This window comes from Burkholderia pseudomultivorans (assembly GCF_902499075.1).
Lineage (GTDB): Bacteria > Pseudomonadota > Gammaproteobacteria > Burkholderiales > Burkholderiaceae > Burkholderia > Burkholderia pseudomultivorans.
Window position 1 is genome coordinate 438,721 of sequence record NZ_CABVPP010000001.1, and the last position, 19,106, is coordinate 457,826.

The 19,106-nt window shown below is 53.4% G+C and carries 19 protein-coding genes and 1 pseudogene; 9 read left to right on the forward strand and 11 right to left on the reverse strand.

All coding sequences use genetic code 11. The annotated features are described in order from the left end of the window. Window positions 1-40: 40 nt before the first annotated feature. From BST28156_RS01905 to BST28156_RS01915, 3 genes and pseudogenes are all read left to right on the forward strand, one after another. Complete coding sequence (locus tag BST28156_RS01905) at window positions 41-1,651, forward strand: DUF3300 domain-containing protein (RefSeq protein ID WP_174901309.1); 1,611 nt, start codon at window positions 41-43, stop codon at window positions 1,649-1,651. A gap of 84 nt (window positions 1,652-1,735) precedes the next feature. Next, window positions 1,736-2,659, forward strand: coding sequence for a LysR family transcriptional regulator (locus BST28156_RS01910; protein ID WP_060245878.1), 924 nt, complete (start codon window positions 1,736-1,738; stop codon window positions 2,657-2,659). Between the two features lie 39 nt (window positions 2,660-2,698). After that, window positions 2,699-2,881: pseudogene (locus BST28156_RS01915) on the forward strand (cation:dicarboxylate symporter family transporter); the annotation flags it as partial. Between the two features lie 52 nt (window positions 2,882-2,933). Here the strand turns inward: BST28156_RS01915 and BST28156_RS01920 are convergent. Together BST28156_RS01920 and BST28156_RS01925 are read right to left on the reverse strand one after the other, a co-directional pair. Next, a complete protein-coding gene (locus BST28156_RS01920; RefSeq protein WP_174901311.1) occupies window positions 2,934-3,716 on the reverse strand; it encodes a substrate-binding domain-containing protein in 783 nt (260 codons plus the stop codon). 55 nt (window positions 3,717-3,771) lie between these two features. After that, window positions 3,772-5,067 carry an MFS transporter gene (locus BST28156_RS01925; protein ID WP_174901312.1) on the reverse strand — a complete coding sequence of 432 codons (1,296 nt, stop codon included), beginning with the start codon at window positions 5,065-5,067 and terminating at the stop codon, window positions 3,772-3,774. Window positions 5,068-5,638: 571 nt separating this feature from the next. Here BST28156_RS01925 and BST28156_RS01930 point away from each other — a divergent pair. The 3 genes from BST28156_RS01930 to BST28156_RS01940 all read left to right on the forward strand — a co-directional run bounded on the left by BST28156_RS01930 (window position 5,639) and on the right by BST28156_RS01940 (window position 8,677). After that, window positions 5,639-7,030 carry a tyrosine-type recombinase/integrase gene (locus tag BST28156_RS01930; RefSeq protein WP_174901313.1) on the forward strand — a complete coding sequence of 464 codons (1,392 nt, stop codon included), beginning with the start codon at window positions 5,639-5,641 and terminating at the stop codon, window positions 7,028-7,030. Further along, complete coding sequence (locus BST28156_RS01935) at window positions 7,020-7,859, forward strand: helix-turn-helix transcriptional regulator (RefSeq protein WP_174901314.1); 840 nt, start codon at window positions 7,020-7,022, stop codon at window positions 7,857-7,859. The genes BST28156_RS01930 and BST28156_RS01935 overlap by 11 nt, the downstream gene beginning before the upstream one ends. A 149-nt stretch (window positions 7,860-8,008) precedes the next feature. Then, window positions 8,009-8,677, forward strand: a complete 669-nt coding sequence (locus BST28156_RS01940) for a hypothetical protein (RefSeq protein ID WP_174901315.1) — start codon at window positions 8,009-8,011, stop codon at window positions 8,675-8,677. A gap of 631 nt (window positions 8,678-9,308) precedes the next feature. Here BST28156_RS01940 and BST28156_RS01945 read toward each other — a convergent pair. Next, window positions 9,309-9,527 (reverse strand): helix-turn-helix domain-containing protein, encoded by a 219-nt coding sequence (locus BST28156_RS01945; RefSeq protein WP_060080794.1) that lies wholly within the window; start codon window positions 9,525-9,527, stop codon window positions 9,309-9,311. An 89-nt stretch (window positions 9,528-9,616) separates the two neighbouring features. On the opposite strand from BST28156_RS01945, the gene BST28156_RS01950 reads away from it, so the two are divergent. Further along, window positions 9,617-10,438: a hypothetical protein gene (locus BST28156_RS01950; protein ID WP_156444532.1), complete on the forward strand. Its 822-nt coding sequence runs from the start codon at window positions 9,617-9,619 to the stop codon at window positions 10,436-10,438. A gap of 600 nt (window positions 10,439-11,038) precedes the next feature. Here BST28156_RS01950 and BST28156_RS01955 read toward each other — a convergent pair. Next, entirely contained in the window at window positions 11,039-11,809 is a 771-nt protein-coding gene (locus BST28156_RS01955) for a hypothetical protein (RefSeq protein ID WP_174901316.1), read from the reverse strand. 226 nt (window positions 11,810-12,035) lie between these two features. Between BST28156_RS01955 and BST28156_RS01960 the strand changes: the two genes are divergently transcribed. Both BST28156_RS01960 and BST28156_RS01965 read left to right on the forward strand, forming a co-directional pair. Continuing rightward, on the forward strand, window positions 12,036-14,777 hold the full coding sequence (locus BST28156_RS01960) for a DotA/TraY family protein (protein WP_254596332.1): 2,742 nt from the start codon (window positions 12,036-12,038) through the stop codon (window positions 14,775-14,777). Between the two features lie 202 nt (window positions 14,778-14,979). After that, complete coding sequence (locus tag BST28156_RS01965; RefSeq protein WP_174901318.1) at window positions 14,980-15,267, forward strand: hypothetical protein; 288 nt, start codon at window positions 14,980-14,982, stop codon at window positions 15,265-15,267. 421 nt (window positions 15,268-15,688) lie between these two features. On the opposite strand, the gene BST28156_RS01970 is transcribed toward BST28156_RS01965, so the two are convergent. From BST28156_RS01970 to BST28156_RS35035, 7 genes are all read right to left on the reverse strand, one after another. Continuing rightward, window positions 15,689-16,291, reverse strand: coding sequence for a hypothetical protein (locus tag BST28156_RS01970; RefSeq protein WP_059825664.1), 603 nt, complete (start codon window positions 16,289-16,291; stop codon window positions 15,689-15,691). A 67-nt stretch (window positions 16,292-16,358) separates the two neighbouring features. Then, window positions 16,359-16,592, reverse strand: coding sequence for a hypothetical protein (locus BST28156_RS01975; RefSeq protein ID WP_156444529.1), 234 nt, complete (start codon window positions 16,590-16,592; stop codon window positions 16,359-16,361). 58 nt (window positions 16,593-16,650) lie between these two features. Then, window positions 16,651-17,064, reverse strand: coding sequence for a hypothetical protein (locus tag BST28156_RS34635; RefSeq protein ID WP_059825516.1), 414 nt, complete (start codon window positions 17,062-17,064; stop codon window positions 16,651-16,653). A gap of 66 nt (window positions 17,065-17,130) precedes the next feature. Then, entirely contained in the window at window positions 17,131-17,445 is a 315-nt protein-coding gene (locus BST28156_RS01985; RefSeq protein WP_174901319.1) for a hypothetical protein, read from the reverse strand. Between the two features lie 138 nt (window positions 17,446-17,583). Then, complete coding sequence (locus tag BST28156_RS01990; RefSeq protein ID WP_174901320.1) at window positions 17,584-18,096, reverse strand: hypothetical protein; 513 nt, start codon at window positions 18,094-18,096, stop codon at window positions 17,584-17,586. A gap of 92 nt (window positions 18,097-18,188) precedes the next feature. Continuing rightward, window positions 18,189-18,503 carry a hypothetical protein gene (locus tag BST28156_RS01995; protein WP_174901321.1) on the reverse strand — a complete coding sequence of 105 codons (315 nt, stop codon included), beginning with the start codon at window positions 18,501-18,503 and terminating at the stop codon, window positions 18,189-18,191. Window positions 18,504-18,801: 298 nt separating this feature from the next. After that, the gene (locus BST28156_RS35035) at window positions 18,802-19,074 is read right to left on the reverse strand and encodes a DUF5710 domain-containing protein (protein WP_367651218.1); all 273 of its coding nucleotides are present in this window, start codon (window positions 19,072-19,074) and stop codon (window positions 18,802-18,804) included. Window positions 19,075-19,106 lie beyond the last annotated feature (32 nt).

Sequence of the window (19,106 nt, forward strand, 5' to 3'; positions counted from 1 at the left end):
CCGCGTGTCCGCTCACGCCCAGACCTCATCGAAAAACGCCATGACATCCGTACACCGCCGTCCCGTCAGAACGCTGATCGCATCGTCCCTCATCGTGTCGCTGCTCGGCCTCTCCGCATGCAACAAGAACAACGGCGCCGCCGCACCCGCGGTGCCGGCGAGCGACGCGAGCGCGGCATCCGCGCCGCAGCCCGCTTCGACGCCCGTCGCGTACACGCCGCCGAGCGCCGACCAGCTCTATCAGATGGTCGCGCCGATCGCGCTGTTCCCCGACAAGCTTGTCGCGCTCGTGCTCGCAGGTGCCACCTACCCGGACCAGATCTCGGCCGCCAATACCTGGGTTTCGCAGAACCCTTCGCTGAAGGGGCAGGCACTCGCCGGCGCTGCCGACGCGCAGCCATGGGATCCGTCCGTCAAGGCGCTGACCGCATTCCCCGCCGTGCTTGCGCAAATGGCATCGAACCCGGCGTGGACGACGTCGCTCGGCCAGGCGTACTACAACGATCCGACCGACGTGATGAATGCGATCCAGGTGATGCGCCAGCGCGCGCAGGCATCGGGCCATCTTCGTTCGGGCAGCCAGCTGCGCGTCACGCAAGCCGCACCGGCCGCGCCGGCGAACTACACGCCGGCCCCCGATGCACCCGCCGTCTATTCCGGCCCGGCCGTCGTGCCGCCGCCCGAACAGGCGATCGAGATCGAACCTGCGCAGCCCGACGTCGTCTACGTGCCGTCGTACAACCCGGCGGTCGTCTATGGCGAACCGGTCTCGACCTATCCCGGCTACGTGTATCGGCCGCCTGCATACAGCACCGGCGAAATGGTGGCGGCCGGCGTGATCACGTTCGGCGTCGGCGTTGCCGTCGGCGCCGCGATCTTCGGGCATCACGACTGGGGATGGCATTCGTGGGGCATGAACTGGGGCGAACCGCATCGCGACGAGCCCGGCCGCGGCGACGGCTGGCGACGTCCGGCCGTGGTGTACAACCACGCCACCTACGTTTCGAAATCGACCACCGTGGTCAACAACATCACCAACATCCGCAACACGCGGATCACGAACAACTACGGCGGAAACGTCACCAACAACACGACCGTCGAGCGCAACGCGATGCCGCCGGGCGCGGAGCCGATGCGCGGGCAGGCGATGCAGCAGCGTCCGGGCGCCGCGCCGATGACGATGCCGCACTTCGGCGCGAACGATACGCGCCCCGGTGCGCGGCCGTCGCCGGAAGCGTTCGCGCAGCAAGGTCGCGCGAACGACGGGCATGGCGGTGCGCCCGCGCAGCACCCGTCCGATGCGATGCAGGCCCAGCGGCAGCAGGCAATGCAACAGGAACGAGCTGCGCAGGAAAACCGGGCGGCGGGACAACAGGCGCAGCAGCAGCGTCGGGAGATGCAGCAGCGCAGCGAGGCCGGGCAGCAGCAGCGGCAGGAGATGCAGCAACGCAATGAGGCTCAGCAGCAGCAGCGGCAGGAGATGCAGCAACGCAACGAGGCTCAGCAGCAGCGGCAGCAGGAGGTGCAGCAACGCGCGGCAAGGGAACAGCACCCACCCTCACCCGAGCACGCGCCCGCTCCAGCGCCGCATCCGCATGCGGCACCGGAGCAGCATGCACCGCACGAATCGCGCGATCATCATCCCGAGTGAGCCGCCCTACCCGTTTTCATTGCAGCCCATCGTCCCCGCAGATTCATGCAAAATACTCCGCATCCGAGATGCGGAGACTTTCCCGTGGGGATCAACTTCGATTTGAACGACTTGCAGGCATTCCGCGCGGTAGTGGAAACTGGAAGCTTCCGAAAGGCCGCCGAGTCGGTCAGCATTTCGCAGCCGGCCCTGAGTCGTCGGATCGACAAGCTCGAGGAAGCGCTCGGCGTGCGCCTCCTCGAGCGCACCACGCGCAGCGTGATGCTCACCGCAGTTGGCCGCGTGTTCGCGCAGAGCGCCGAGCAACTGCTCGACGATCTCGACGCCGCCCTGCTCGGTATCCGCGACGTATCGTCGAGCCGGCTCGGCCATGTGACCATCGCGTGCGTTCCGTCGGTGGCCTACTACTTTCTGCCCAACATCATCGCAAGCTATCGTCGCCGCTTTCCGCGCATCCGGGTCAAGCTGCTCGACGCGAGCGCGAACGAGGTGCTGGGTGCCGTCATCAGCGGCGAAGCCGATTTCGGCGTGAGCTTCATGGGCAGCCAGGAATCCGAAATCGAATTCAAGGTGTTGCTGCAGGAGCGGTTCGTCGCCGCCTGCCGCCGCGACCATCCGCTCGCGCGCAGGAAGCGCGTGACCTGGAAAGAACTTTACGAACACGACTACGTGTCGGTGGACAAGACTTCGGGAAACCGTCTGCTGCTCGACCAGGCGCTTGCGGCCGTGGCACCGCGCGGGCCGAGCGTGTGCGAAGCGCGCCACGTGACCACGCTGCTCGGATTGATCGAGGCAGGGCTCGGCGTCGCCGCGGTACCGTCGATGGCAATGCCCGGGCACGACCACCCGATTCTCACGAGCGTGCCGCTCGTCGAGCCGGCCGTCAAACGACGCGTCGGAATCGTGAAACGGCGCGGACGGCCGCTTACGCCGGCCGCCGAGGCATTTCATCGGATGATCGTCGATGCGAAGCGCGGCGGTCTCGCTGGCAGCGGTGCGTCGGTGTGACGGCGGCGGAAGCGCCACGGAGAGAACCCTACCGCGAGCGTGACCAGGCTGCTTGAACCGCGCTATGTGCGGGTCCTGCTCGCCATGATGCTCGGCGTGATCGTCGGTCACGCATGGCCGGCGGCAGGCGCGATGCTCGAGCCCCTCGGCGATGCGCTCGTCGGGCTCGTCCGGACGACTGTCGCGCCGATCGTCTTTTGCACGATCGCGTCCGGCATCACGTGACTGCCATAACGGGAAGACAGACCGACACGAGCCTTCCCGCCAACGGTCCTCAACGAGTGGAAACGGAATCCAGCCCGGTCGATCTCACGTCGGCCTGCACATCGGGCGACGCGAGATAATCGAGCAGCGCTTTCGCTTCCTTCGGATGCTGCGCGCCGACGGGAATGCCGGCCGCGAAACGCGTGACGGACTGCAATGATTCGGGAATCTTGCCGACGAACGTCGCACCCTGGACGGGCAGCAGCTCGCTCACCTGCTGAAAGCCGATTTCGTATTCGCCGTTCGCGACGACCGACGCCACCGGAATTCGCGGAATCATCTTCGCCTTCGACTTCACCTGCTCCTCGATACCGAGCTTCCTGAACAGCTCGCGTTCGATATACACGCCGCTCGCGCTGTCCGAATAGGCGATCGACTTCGCGTGCAGCAGCACCTGCCGGAGGCCTTCCGGCGTGCTGATATCGGGTTTTGCGGCACCGTCGCGCACGACCATGCCGATGCGCGAATCGGCGAGCTCGACTCGCGATCCGGGGATGACCTTGCCTTGCTTGATCAACTCGTCGAGCGCGTAGCCGACCATGATCACGGCATCGGCGGGCTCGCCGCGCGCGAGCCGGTTCGGAATCGCTTCGGGCGACTTGCCCATCGACGGGCCGAGTGCGGTATCGAGCGTATTGCCCGTCGCGGACGCGAACCGCGGGCCGAGCACCTTGTAGGCGGCGGTGAAGCCGCCGGAGCTCATCACATGCAGCTCGGCGGCCTGCACGTTGGTCGCAACCGCAGCGGTAAGGGCGAGCGCGGTCGTGCAAAATTTCAGCAGCAGATTTCTCATGATCATGGTCGTGCGAATTCGTGGGTGTTCGTGAACATTCCGGACAGAGCAGGCATCAATGCACCGGCGTCAGGGTCGCCGCGCGGGGGCGATAGAGCGCGAACGTCGCAAGCAGTGCGCACACCGCAGCGAAGCTCATCCAGTAACCCGGTGCGGCCTTGTCGCCCGTCATGTGAATGAGCGCGGTCGAGATGGCCGGCGTGAAGCCGCCGAACACGGCCGTCGCGAGGCTGTAGGCGAGCGAGAAGCCCGCGACACGCACCTGCACCGGCATCACCTCCGTGAGCGCGACGACCATCGCCCCGTTATAGATCGCGTACATGAACGAGAGCCAGAGCAGGACCAGCAGCATGTTGACGAACGACGGCGCGTGAGCGAGCAGCGACAGTGCCGGGTAAGCGGTCACGATTGCGAGCACCGTCATGCCGACCAGCAGCGGCCGGCGGCCGAGCCGGTCCGACAGCGCACCGCCGATCGGCAGCCACACGAAGTTCGACACGCCGACGCAGAGCGTCACCAGCAGGCTGTCGGCGGTGCTCAGATGCAGCACCGTCTTGCCGAAGGTCGGTGCATAGACGGTGATCAGATAGAAGCTCGTGGTGGTCATCGCGACCAGCATCATGCCGGCGACCACGACACCCCAGTTCTGCACCAGCGTACCGAACACCTCCTTCATGCCCGGACGATGCCTGCGCGTCTTGAACGCTTCGGTTTCCTCCAGATTGCGACGCAGCATGAAGATGAACGGCACGATCATGCAGCCGACGAAGAACGGCACGCGCCATCCCCACGCGGCGATCGCCGATGCGCTCAGCCACTGGTTGAGCGCGAAACCGAGTCCCGCCGCGATGACGATCGCGACCTGCTGGCTGGCGGACTGCCAGCTCGTGAAAAAGCCCTTGCGTCCGGGTGTCGCCAGCTCGGCGAGATAGACCGATACGCCGCCCAGTTCGGCACCGGCGGAGAAGCCCTGCAGCAGCCGCCCGAGCAGCACGAGCACGGGCGCCAGCAGCCCGATCGTCGCGTAGCCCGGCACGAACGCGATCAGGATGGTACCGCTCGCCATGATGGACAGCGTGACGATCAGCCCCTTGCGGCGACCGACCTCGTCGATGTATGCGCCGAGCACGATTGCACCCAGCGGGCGCATCAGGAAGCCGGCGCCGAACACGGCGAAGGTCATCATCAACGATGCGAATTCGCTTTGCGCGGGAAAGAACACATTGGCGATCTGTGTCGCGTAGAAGCCGAACAGGAAGAAGTCGAACTGCTCGAGAAAATTTCCGGCCGTGACGCGAAAGATCGCGGCGGCCTTCGAACGTTCGGCCGGCAGGCGGGACGAGGGATGCATCGGGGTGTCTCCTGAAAAACCTGAAATACGCGGGAGGGGGATGGTCGATTGTCGTTTCCCGGAATGTTCGCCCGGCATCGATCAAACGATAAGTGCAATTTTTGGAAGGATTGATGCAGGATGGCTATCAATCGGGATGGGCTGCGGCGATCGGGAAGGCGGTTGGACGCGCTCTGCTTCCTTCATTCACCGGACGTGTTTCAGGACGGACTCGATGCGCCGACGCGCCCGGAATCCCCTGGACGCGTCACGAAACAAAAAACCCGCGAAGCCTTTCGGCATCGCGGGTTTCGATATTCCCTCGGACAACCCTGGAAACGAATCTGGTGGGCCCGGCGGGATTTGAACCCGCGACCAATCGATTATGAGTCCGCTGTCGTGAGCATTTCAGAGCTCTGATTTACCCACAAAAAATCCATAACTTCCTGTTTTTGCTGGATTTATTGTTTTCAGCGGTTGCCGTTCGTTGCCACTTTTTGCCACTCACGCGTAGCCTAGCATGTAGCCTAGACACGTCCTGTAGCCTGCGCCAGAATCAAGGCTACAGACTTCCCTCAGGGCTACTCGAAACGTGTACAGCTACCCAACCAAGACCAAACTGACGCTCAAGGAAATTGAGAGCTTCCCCCTCTGCACGGATGGCAAGCAGGTCACGATCTACGATACCACCCTACCGGGCTTCGCCCTTCGCATTGGCAAGACAGCGAAGACCTTCATCGTCTACAAGCGGGTCGCTCATGGAGCCCCCAAGCGAGTGACGCTTGGGAAGTACGGACAGATCACTTTGGACGAAGCACGCAAGCTCGCCAGCAAGAAGCTTGCTGAACTGAGTTCAGGCATCGATCCACTTCAGGAAATTCGCGCCAAGAAAGCTGAGGAACAGAAGTCTGAGGAACACACCATCCAAACTCTGAAATGGCTGCTGGACGAGTACACCAAAGAGCACTTGGAAAAAGCTAAAGGTGGCAAGATAGGCACCATCAAGGGAGTCAAGCAGTGCCATGACTACTTTGGCGAGAAAACCATTACCCTGCTCAAGAAGGACCCCAAAGAAGACGGGAAATGGCTTGTTGATCGTCAAGCAAAACTCTCCGATTGGTTGGCACGCCCTTTCCGCTCGATCACACGCGAAGAAATCCTAGATCGATTCAATATGTTTGAAGTAGCAAAACCTCTTCGTGTATCGAAAAAAGATGGCCTCATCCCGATCACGCGCACCCACCAGATGTGCTTCAAGTACCTGAGCTCGGCCTACAACTTCATCATTCCGCGCCTAGAACTTGACATTAAGGAAAACTTCCGTAATCCAGTAGATGTCCTGTCCGTCTATCGCAAATGGACAAAGCCCAAGAAGCGGACCAACATGGTTGAATTCCGAAAAGAGGAATTCGCTTTGTGGTGGAATGCTCTGCTTGCCTACCGACAGCACAACGAAGTAGCAAGTGATTATATTTTATTCTCACTACTCCAAGCTGGCCGCTCCATCGAAATCGCCAATCTGAAATGGGATCAAGTTGATTTTGAGCTCGAAGAAGTCAACTACGACGCAACAAAAAATAGTGACGATTACAAATTCCCCCTCACCCATCTTGCACTGGAAATCCTAAAGCGTCGCAAGGAGCTTGCAATCAACGAGTACGTTTTCGGCTATGCCGATAGCAAAACAGGACACATTCCTCAGGATGCCAAGTTTCACTTCAAGAACATTGCAGAAGCCTCCGGCAAACTGATCTCTCATCACGATCTGCGCCGTACATGGGGCACGGCTGCAACTTGGCTGGACATCAACGAGCGTACGTACAACTTCCTGCTCAAGCACAAGATGAACGATGTGAACGAACACTACCTCATGCGGAACTACGATAAGATTAAGGCAGCGCTGCAAAAGGTGGAGGATTTCTTCATATCCCAAGCAGCCAAGCTCACTGCCACGTTGCCAGAGAAATCAGAAAATGACACCTGATGAGTTCATTTTTAAGCTCAAGAGCCTGCCTCCCGATACCACCCTCACCCCATATCATTTGATTGCTGTTTTGGAGACTATTTCGCACTCCATGGGCAGGGGTGAGGATGACATCGACAGCTACCCTGATTCGAAACTCATCAGCGAAGAATCTCTTGCCGAATGGATTGATGAATCGATCAGCACCCTCCAAAAATGGAGAGTGAGCGGCAAGGGCCCCAAGTTCATCAAGAAACCTAAGAACATTGCCTATCGGGTTGGAGATGTCCGGGAATGGCTGGACAACCTCACTGTAGCTTCAACGGCTGAAAGCCATGTGAGGCTACATAGACTGGAAGGGATCTTTGACGCAAAGTTCTTCCCTCCCACTCCTCTCATCATCTGCTCAAGCCAAGCAGAACCGATGCCCTTCTTCGATTCGCTGACCGCCCCACCCGAAGCAGTAGAAGGCTTCATCTTAGACTATGTGGAGCACTACTCCACTCCAGAAGAAAATCTTGCAGCTTGGCTTTACAACAAAATGGGGTCCGCTTCTCTGGCCGATCTACATAAGCCAATGAAGGAAGCTCTAGCAAACGGCGCAAACCCTAACAGGAAAGCAAAGCGCGTCATTGGGGAAAACTTGGTGGAGTTCTCCGTGGCGGATCTGCTTGCCACCTTCAAGGGCACCGATTTTGGCTTTGGCGAGTTCGTGTACCTTCTTCTCGATCATGATCTTGACGTTAGCGACGTGAAAGACCCTTCTGTTCAGCTCATGCAAGCTGTCAACGCTCACCATCTGCATCACAAGCTACAAAGCACTCTCCCACAGAAGCCCCCTCAATCATAAAATTTCCTCCTCAAGAAGGGTCAACTATGTTGACTCTTCTATACCTTCATCATAAAGTACCTCCATCAACAAACACATGGATTGATTGAGTGAGTTGTTGATATGACTAACATCCTCAACTTACTGAACTACACACTGGAGCTGCATATATGAGCAACATCTTCCTCACGCAAGCCAAGGCAGAGCGTTTCGCAGAACTGGACGCAAACCGCTACGCCCTCAGCCCTGAGGAGCAAAAGGAGTATCTGAGCCTCCTTCAAGAAAACAGCAAGATCTTCGCTGAACGTGACAGCAAGATCGAAGCTCTGAAGAAGCAAGTAACGGAATTGAAGATTTCGGCGCTGGAGCTTTTCACCCCGGCTGATTTCACACCGGAATCCGCTCTGAATTTGATGGTGAACCTGCAAGCCATCCATCACTTCTCGGCCGACCAACTCGGTGTGACTGCCCCGAAGGCAACCAAGGGTAAAGGCGGTAAAGCCGAAGGCTCGAAGCCGCGCGCTACTCGTCCCAGCGATGCTAACCCCATCCTCATCAAGATTCCGGGCACGCCGCGTGGCGTCGACTACCACAAAGGCCGCATCTATGAGCAAGCGACCTCTAGCCTGAAGGCACCCTATCAGACGATTGCCAAGGTGTTGGCTGAACACGGTAAGGATGAGAAGAGCCTGAAGCCCTTCTACACGCCGGAAGGTACGGAGTATTTCAAAACCGAAGAAGGCAAGGCGGAGCTGAAGGCGTTGCTTCACGCCATCGCCAATCCGAAAGACCCGGCACCGGCGAATCCGTTTACCAAGAAGGAAGCAGCGGCAGCGTAAGCTCCATGGCGATCAGCAGAAAGAAAAGCACTCTCCGGGGTGCTTTTTTACTTTGGAACTATCAAATTTGATAGTTGACGATGCCAATTAATCCAGGAGAATTTACAGAACAACTATAAAACGAGAAGAAATGCCAAATCAGAAGAGCACATATAGCCCAGCAGGTAAGATTCATGGCTTGCGAAGTAAATTCTACCACCAAGAAGATCTGGATAATGGGATATTTCTTCAGTATAGCCGGACATGTGGAATCAAGGAGGGAGTCAAAAAAATAATGGAGCTATTGAAGCTACCCAACATCTCCTCGATCACCACCAAACTAAATGGCAGTGGCGGAATAGACATCATCAAGCTGGATTTCAAGCGCTCAACCAATCGAGATAAGATCACGCACTCCAATCGGCCAAGATAAATGAGAAAGCCGCCCATAAAGTACGCGACCTGCCGTTGACTTTTGTGAATTTCTTTAGATAATAGAAATGACTTGAACCCAATCAGGTCAATAGGCCCGATACCCGGCTTATTTATATTTGTGAATGAAGGCTCCAACACAACAGTGCTGGAGCTTTTTCTTTATATGCACAAAACAAAAGGCACCACACTGTGACCTTCCCTCCAGGTCGATAGTTTCTTAGAGCCTTGCTATCACTTCACCTGGCGCAGCACTACATGCTTCGCACCATTCCACAAATTCAAGCACATCCATGTACTGCTCGCCCCTCTCTAGCTTCGAGACATAGCTCTGCCCCTTGCCCAATTTTTCAGCAAGCTGAACCTGGGTGAGATTCGCTTCGCGGCGCACCTCCCTCAGGACACGTCTGAGCTTCTCGTACCGTTGACCATATAGCATCCGGGCATGCTATAGTCTCGACCAGAATAGTCGATTTCAGACTATTCCTTGGTTTCAGTATAGATATCAACGACTTAGCAAGGGGCAACATGAAGAAAAAAACACTGGTTGTGGCTCTTGGTGCGGTGATCGTCCTGGCCGCGTGCGGGGGTGGTAATGGCGGCTCTGACAGCTCCAGCAATGGCTCTGGAACTACCTCAGGCGGCTCTACATCGACGGGGGGCTCGACCACGAGCTCAAGCCTGAAGCCAACTCAGTACGCCCTCTACAAGTATGGTACCCAGTCCTCCCTTTCGGGCAGTGCTGGCACCGTATCCAATGCCACGGCCAATGGCGGCACTCTGGCGCTGGATAGTGGGAATACGGATCTGACGATTACCGACGCCACCCAGGGCAGCATGTCGGCGTCTGGCTTCTACATTACGAATCGCGCTCAAGGCAGCGTGATCATGTTGTGCGATTCCCTGCCGTCCAATGGCACGGTGGGAACGGGAACGAAGAGCCGCTATGTGGGGGCCGCGATCAGCACAAGCGACGGCACCAATCAAGCTACCCAAGTCACCAATGCGGCGGACCTTGCTGGGCAGACCCTCTACAACATCGAGGACTGCTCATATCAAAGCGCGGCCGGCAACCCCCAAGGTCAGAATTCGGCTCCCGACTCATCCACAGCAAGCATGACCGTGGACAGCAGCGGCAACGTCACCTTCAACAATGGTACGGCCAATATCACGGCTGCTCAGTTCAGCGCCCTGCTTTCAGGCAGTGCGGTCACGAGCCCAAGCGCAAACACTTACTTTACTGCATACAAGATCGGTTCCGGCTCTTCTGCCAAATCGCTGATCGTGGAGCGCGGCATCCCTACTGACACTTCCAAGACGGGCTACGTAGGCATGTGGATCACCAACTGACGATCTATCTTCAAGCTGTGTGACGCAAAGCGCTCGAAAGGGTGCTTTGTCATATGAATTGGAGAAACTATGCGCGAGTGTACGTTGTTGGAGCATGGACCAAGCGGTTCCAGCACGAACTGGTCAACTCACACATGCACACACATTTGTGTCGTGTTATAGTCAGCGACCTAATTTTAAAAATTACTGAATAGGGGGTAGTATGCAAGATCCAAAAAAGAACAATCGCCCTTTGTACTTCGACCTCGGCCGCTCAATTGGCATCATAATTGTATTTTCTCTTTTGAATTTCCTCACGTGGCTCCTAGCCGCCCTGTTCACAGCAGTTTACCTGATGCATGCCAATGGCGATGTATCCACAAATGCTCATGTAACCTTCTCTGCCAAATTCGCATTTCTCGCGCTCATCCCATTAAACTGGCTTATCTGGAAAACAAAACTGAGCGATGGGAAATGGCGTGTCGCATTTTTCCGCACATAAAGTAGCGACAGGCAAACAGTATCGGGCTCCGCCTCCCATTGAATGCCACTACGGCCTACTAAGAACGGATAGACACAAAAAAGCACCCAAACGGGTGCTTTTTTTTACGATTACCGCCTTCAGTTCAAGAACGGCTCGATTGGAGTGAGCAGCACGGCCTTTATGTAAGCGAAATTTTGCAAAAACATCGCCACAAACAGATTGCAAGCCAAAATATAGCCTAACGCGCCCATGCCGACCTGAGAAACCGAGAATTTCAGCGCCCCATCAAATGTCCGCTCCGTAAGGAATGCGAAGACCAAATAGAGAACTGACAGGAACAGCATGGAAAATCCGATAACCGAGATCAGTGGATAGCCAATAGTTTTGGTTATCGCATAGCTCAGATCCAGCAAAGAAGTGCCACCAGAGAACAAACCTAACGCAGCACGCATATTGGGATACAACGACGCTGCTTGGCTCGCTGTGTATTCCAAGAAAGGTGTCGCGCACCAAGTTAGCCAACACACGATGCCCGCTCCGATCACATAAAAAAGATCCCAGAGCCTGCGCCCAAAACCAAATCTCACGCAATGCACAATTGCTGCACCCAAGGCAATGGGAACGCCAATGCATGCCACGATTCTGATAGAAGAATTGAACGCCGCCCCCGCCAATGGATAAGCAAGAAAAACTGCGATAGCTAACAGATTCCAGAGATACCTGAAACTCTTTTGCGCCGGCGCCAGGGCTTCGTTGTAGACAACGGAAACAGCGTTATTGTTGCCGTTCACATGAACGTTCTTCTTATTGACGTTCCAAGTAAGACGCAAGGATTTAATAGTGAGTGCAAAGGTGGCCGTTACCGTAACAAGCCCCTTCAGACTAATGAGATCACTGAGGACTGACATATTACCCCTATAATTATTACGAACGGTACAAATCGAAACCTATTGTACTACGAAAAGCAATGCATTAGGCACGCAGCACCTGCCTGAGTTTTTTATTGCCCACTATTTTGACATTTTCAAATTCCCTTGTAACTTGTATACATAGGGAGAAATATATCCCTGCACAACAAAAATAAAAGGGACGACGATGATAAAAATAAGAAAAAGCGCAATCACGCTACTAGCAATGCTGCTACCTAGCCTAGCATTTGCCTCCAATCTATTTGATGTTCCCGCTGGCGATGTCTCCATGAAGGTGCTAGGAGCAATCTTTGGCGGCTTACTGGACAGTGGTGGTGGCTCTGATCCGCTGCTTGCCGGTATCAAAATGTTCAATGGCGGTTGCTTGATTATCGGCGGGATTTTAGCGGCCTACACCATATTGGCCGGGACACTGAACACAGCGCACGATGGAGAGATGTTGGGAAAGAAATTCTCTTCAGTGTGGATACCCGTCAGATATTCAATAGGTACTGCCCTAGTCCTTCCCGTCGTTGGCGGTGGTTATTGCGTGATGCAGGCCCTTGTTATGTGGCTTGTTGTCCAAGGCATTGGATTAGCTGATGGTGTGTGGTCGGCATATATGAGCAACCCTACTTCAGCAGCCAACACCAATGTAGCTAACGCAAGAGCACAGGTTCTCGCTGTAGCACAAGACGCTTTTAGATCCTCTATTTGCTATCAGTCCTACGCCAAAGCAATCGCTGAATCCGACTCTCTATTGAAATGGGGTCAATATTCTTACTCCAAAATTCAAACACCACAAGGCTATGTCTATGGAGATGCATCTTCGAGCGTAAGAAGAAACGGTTGTGGTGCTGTCAATTATCCTCAGGACACTACCATCGACACCACTGTCGCCAACACTAGCCCTTCTACCAATGCAGGATACCTTGGCGATTTAGGTACCATTTTCGCTCCAATGGATGTGTCTGCTATCAATAAGGCACAAAATACCCAGACAGACGCATTAGTAAACAAGATGGATAGCCTAGCCAAGCAAGTTCTAGCTTCTGCTCAAAGTGGCGAAGGCGTTTCCATGACACCTGACCAGGCCGCTGCCTACTACGCACAAATAAGCCAAGCAGCAGACGACTATCTTAGCGGTGTGAAGTCCACGGCCGATGGTTTGTCCACTGGCGATGCTTACGAAAAAATCAAATCTTCAGCCAGCAATCAAGGCTGGATACTAGCTGGCGCTTGGTTTACTAGAATCATTCAAATGAATGATCGAATCAACAAGTCAGTCAGCTCAACAGCAACCAGCGATTTCACATCACCAAAAATGGATGCTCTTATTTTTGATGATGCAGCCAAGTATCTTCGTGCGGCCGACTTAGTGTTAGCAAGCGCGAAAAACTCAACTCCAACAGACTCATTCGGAATCGAAACCAACGACAAAGAAACAGGCGGTCAAACTCAAGTAACAAGCAACTTGTGGCTAAAAATAGAGGCCAAGATTACCGAATCCATGACAGGGGTGAATCTTTACGAATTAAAGAACGATGCACGCCACCCCCTTATCATTGCCAATGACCTAGGAAACAGGTTAATTGCAACATGCAAAAACATTATGCTTGGCTTAGTCACTGCGATCCTTGGCGCAGGAATTATAGGAGCAGTCACAGGCACAACTGGATTAGTTGGCGCTGTGGTCAGCATGATGGGTTGGTTCGTAGATGTACCTGTCAAGCTTCTCATGGGTGTTGCCATGGGAACCGAGTACATCTTGCCTAACATGCCTTTTATTATTTGGATTGGTTGTATTGTTGGCTGGGTTCTTCTAGTCATTGAAGCCATTATTGCCGCACCTTTATGGGCAATCATGCACCTTCATCCAAATGGGGATGATCTAACCGGACGTGGTGGCAATGGCTATACCCTAGTCCTATCACTACTTCTTAGACCAGTTCTTATGATCTTCGGCATGGAAGCATCAATCGTTATTTCTGCCGTAATTGGTGAATTTATCAACAAAACCTTCTTTGAGGTGTTTGCTCAGAACACAGGGTCATTCACCGGCCTTAGCGCTGTAGTTGGCTTAGCAATGGGAACGTTGGTCTATTTCATTGTTATGTTCATTTTCATAAGAAAATGCTTTGGCTTAATGTTCCAGCTTCCTGATCAGCTACTACAGTGGATTGGCGGGCCAACAGGAGCGCAATTAGGTCAGTTCGCTGGTGAGTTCTCACAAGCTGCTGACAAGGGCGCTAACGCTGGTGCTGCTTTAGGCGGATTTGCAGCTAGTGCAGCCGCCAAGAGTATCTCAAAAGGTGGCGGAAAACTTGGAAGCTTCATTGACAATAAAATCAACGAAAGAAAAGAAAGAGCGCTCGCCGGAGACAAAAATCTTGAAGGCGAAGCAGGTCAAGGTGCTGCTGACTTCAAAAATCAGTTTGACGGCATGAAGGCTAATGTTAACCCTCGTGCTCTATTCAAGAACAACTATGCAGAGTTGAGACGAGCAGCCCAAAACAGCGAAGCCTATGCTGCTGCTTTGATTGGAGCTGTCAATACCGATCCTCAACATGGCAGAAATGACTTCGAAAGTGCCTTCGCTGAATCTGCGGCTAACGATCATGCTGACTATGGTGGCAGTCCAGTTCAAGCTGCCACAGACATTGGGCAGAAGCTTATGGAACGCAATTTAGGTAGTGGAGAGTTCGGAGACTTTGCGGTACCAGCGGCTCGCAATACCGAAGGTCAGATCGATGGTAAGAAGGCCAAGTCCGTCATGGCAACCATTGGGCGAATGCAGAGCAGGATCGGTCCAGACAGAACCAAGGACGTCCTTGATAGAGCTGTTGCTACGGGTGCATCAGGAACCGACCTCATGAAGCAAGCGGAATCCTTCTACAAGGAAGAGTTGGCCAAACCTATTGAGCCTGCCCCTACCTCAGGCGGCGTAGATGATCAGAAAAAAGATTAACCGCGCAAGCACCTTCGGGTGCTTTTTCTTGACTTCACCCAAGGCATAGCCCCCAAAAAATCCAAACATTTTCGACACCCCCCCTCGCAAACAATCTGTCAACTATCAAATTTGATAGTTGATTTATTCGAAAAATATTACCTAATAAGTATCGGTTGCGCGAACCTCGCCAACACGACACTATAATCAAGGAGATATTTATATGATAGGAATGAACAGAATACCTGTTATTCAATCCGCTGGAGTTGGAATTTTTGACACAACCCGAGTCAAAGACGTTAGAGCAGTAAGAGTGGGCAACTCAATCTGCGTGACAATGGAAGTGGATGAGAAGCCACAAGTCTACACAGCCGACCCTCAAATGTTGGAATACCTTGCAAACACTTACGGCGGCGATCTAGACATGATCAGCACCATCAAGGCGGGACCAGACATTTATGAGCATGCTCCAGTCTATAACCCACCTGTCAAACAGAAGAAATTCTGGTAATTGCCACACATGTTCTTTTCATTATTATGAGTGGTGGCGAGAGTGAGGCAATGTGAGCGGGAGCTCGTGAAACATCCACAAAGAGCACTCAAGGGAAGTGCTTTTTTGTCGCCTATGATTTGACATAGACATTTTTATCCATATAATGAAAAAGCCACCTCAAGCGGTAACTTGAAAGTGGCCTTATGACAATTGTCCGTCGCTATACGTTCGCTAGGATTTCATCAATAAGCTGGTGTCGCCAATACCAAAAGTAAGATAGCAATTGACAATCTCACTAGAAGGCGGGTCATTTTCTTGTTCATGACCTTCTCCTTTTCCGCTTTGGTTTGCATAGTTTTCACTATGGAATCCAAGTAGGCGGTTGCACTTGGAAGCGGAAGCTTCATTGTAAACAGAAAAGCACCACAGGGTGCTTTTCTTATTGCTCCAGGATACCCGCTAGAGCTTCTACAGCATGGAACAAGGTGTCCTTGTTGCTGTCTTCTTTGAGCTGACTGAAGACCTCGTGTAGCGGCCGCATTGCCCACCACAACCAGGTGCCATCATTGAGCGCCTTCACTGGCTCCCATACCTGGTAGGTGCTCTTGTCTTTGTTCTGCCTGTTGAGCTCCACCTTGTATATCCCTCCGTCGTATTTGAGCCGACAGCAGCGCAAGAAGCGGGCTGGCAAGTTGTGGCCGTTCGGATCGGGAGCTTTGGCATTCACTGACACCAGCACGATCTCCCCGAAGATCTTCACCTGGTCTTCTACTTCCAGCAGTAGCTCTTTCTTCCAGCTAGTCCGATACTTGACCTCCACAAGCTGCTTGGTGGTCTGCTCCCGGTTCATGACCGTGAAGTCAGGGAGGTGGCTCATCGCGTCTGGGTAGCCAAGAGCCCCGTACTCGGCACTGGTGAGGCACGAGAGCTCCCTGAGCACCTTCTCTATCCCGCTGTCAATGACACGATACTGAGCGTCTTCCAAGATCGCTCTGACAATGCCTTCCGTCATCTCCTTCTTGATACGGCTAGTGAAGCTCATGCTCACGGTCATCTCATCGAAAAAGAAAAGCACCCGAAGGTGCTCGGACTGCTGAGGTGTCAACTACTTAGAATGTGCAACAAATCATTCCGCATCCACCAAAATGGCACTCAAATTGAGGGGTAATGATTGGGGCTTCCTCGGATGTCTCACTCGCCGCCTGAATTGAACTCAATTTCTCATCTAACGACTTCGGATTGAACCCAATCTGAAAAGTACCCTTCTGAAACCCCTGCTCAGTCAGCACATGGCCAATTTTTTCCAGAGTGGCCAAGAGGTGTTCGTGCGTCAGATGATCCATGATGGTCTCCAAATGCGCCAGAGAAAAATTTGAGGTCGGCGCTCCCCTCATTCGAATCCTAATTCTGTTTCTTTAGCTCTGGCAGGCAGTAAATGCAGCGAACACGCCGTGCCTCCCCGTCTAGGAATTCTTGGCTGTCCCCCGATCCTGTCAGCTCATCCCACTGCTTCTCCATGTACTGCTGGAACAGTGCCGTGATAGTCGGGTGGCAACGGACGATCTGTTCTGCGAACTGAGGATAGAGGCTCAGGAACGCATACAGAGGGTATTCGTCGGCCCCGGCGTGAAAGTCCGGTTGCTGAGCGTCGATAACGATCTTCTGCCCCCCCACTTCCACATAGAGGCTCGGATATGCCAAGGCGATGAAGATATCACCTAGGGTGAGGTTTGTGTCGACAAGGAACGCGATTGGCTCATTCTCAAACAGGAATTGAACGTATTGGTCAGACGTCGTCTTGTGGTTGGATTCCATTGTTTTTCTCACATGAAGGCAAACGTCTTCGCCAAGTCATGTGGTTGGAATCGATGATACGAGTGATCATGGTGTTGCCTTCAGTTTCAGCTTCTTGATTTCGGTCGCGATGCGGATGTTCTCATCCGTAGCAGGCACGGTTTCCGATGCCCCGTTGAGAAATACGATAACAAGCACTGCGCGATACTGCGTAGGTTGCCTATCGTTATCCCATTCGATTGGTTCATAGAGTCCATATACAAAACCGCTGATCTGCTCGGGAAGTAGCGCCCCTAGCTTTGAACCCTCAAAGACAAAGCTCTCTTCAGCCATTTTTATCCAATATTCCTTTTTCTCGGGTTCGTCAGTGTCAGCCCAAAACTTCCAGAACAGGGCTCTCATTCTTCTTGTTATGCTCATACATCCTCTCTTGTTACGAGAAGATCATACAAAGCCCCAAGCGAATGTCAAGATGAATGAAAGCACCCGAAGGTGCTTTCATGAGCGGCAACATCCGAAGTATAGCAAAACTTATTCTTTTCAGGCGGAATGAGCAACCTTTTCCTCACGAGCCTTCTTGCGCTTAACAGCAACCTTGGTGGCTTCATTCACGGTGTTACCAAACTGAGATTGGTCCGCAAGAATGATTGCTTCAGTTGCCAAACCTTCAGCCTTGATCTCTTCTGGTGTTTTCCCGGCCAACTTACCATATTTCATAGCAAGCTCACGAAACGCACGCTGAGAGGCAATCCAATCGGCCAACATCTCCTGCTGCTTCTCGTAGGTTTCACGAAAGCGCCCATCGTGAGCTGCGATTTCTGCAAAGGGCTTAGCAAGCAAATCTTTGTAGAAATCACGCTCTTCCTGATAGCGCTTCGCTTCCTTCTTGGCAAATGAGCCAGCGGCTTCAGCCATCCCGGCACGATGGTTCGCATCACCTATTGCCTCGTTCTTTTTCTTCAAGTCCTGATTTTGGCGATCAATGACACGCTCTTGGGAACCCATCTTTTCCAAGACATGCAAACCAGCAGTATAATTCAAAAAGTCGCTCATATTTTCACCCATAATTAAAGTAATTTGTCAAGCATTATTTGTACACTACCGTACAAATTATGAAAAAGCAAATTTATTCAATGATTTATCGCTTATTTCGCAGGCTTGAAAAAATTTTTCCTAGAAAGCTCTCTCCTTACCTTCCACTTGGTATAGAAGACCCACCTCCCGGACCATATTCTGTAGATAAAAACTGGCGACGAGAAAAAAAAGAAAATGGATACCGCAATATATGACCAAGCCTGAGCGATTTCTTGTTGCTTACCTTCTGCTACTCCTGCCATTCCTACAACGAGCATGAGAGGCGCAATAGAGAGACTAGAAATGCAAGCCACTGTCATCACGATCTTTACCCATTTGGTGGCGAGACGCAGCAGCCATTCAATAATTTTTGATAGATCGTCCATGCTTTTCCTTGTGTTCTCATTTAGAGTTAAGAAAACTTGGCAAGCATGTCAATAGTCTGAGATAGAATAGTCTGGAATCGAATATAGCACACAATCCCCGCCGTGCGTGCAAGAGGTTGACATGGGTAAGGCCGAGCAATGGGGCTGCTGCATAGACGGCCGCGAATCCTTGCGTGGTGCCGCTCGAGATCAGATCGACGTCGGACGCAGGAACGGGCCGGGGACAGCCTAAGGCGGCACCCAGAGAACCTATGGCTTCTGCCGCGTAGGCCGGTTGAAGAACAAGTGTTGCACGGCATCACTCCTTCCGTTCCCAATGAGGGATGCGAGTCTCCGTCTTGCTGGGCTTGTACTCCCTCGCGCGACCATCCCTGAACCGATAGAACTGCTCTTCCCTCTGTCTCTGTTTGTACGAGCTTGGATTGACTTGCTGGGCAGTCATCCAACGAATGAAGGGCTGAATGTCGTCCACATCGACAACATACCAAGTCTTCCTTGCACTATCCCACTTTGCCCCAAGCATCCTTGCTTTGTCTTTTTCCTTGAATGGAACGTTTGGATTTATTCTCATATTAATTCCCCACCAAGGACGACATAAGAAAA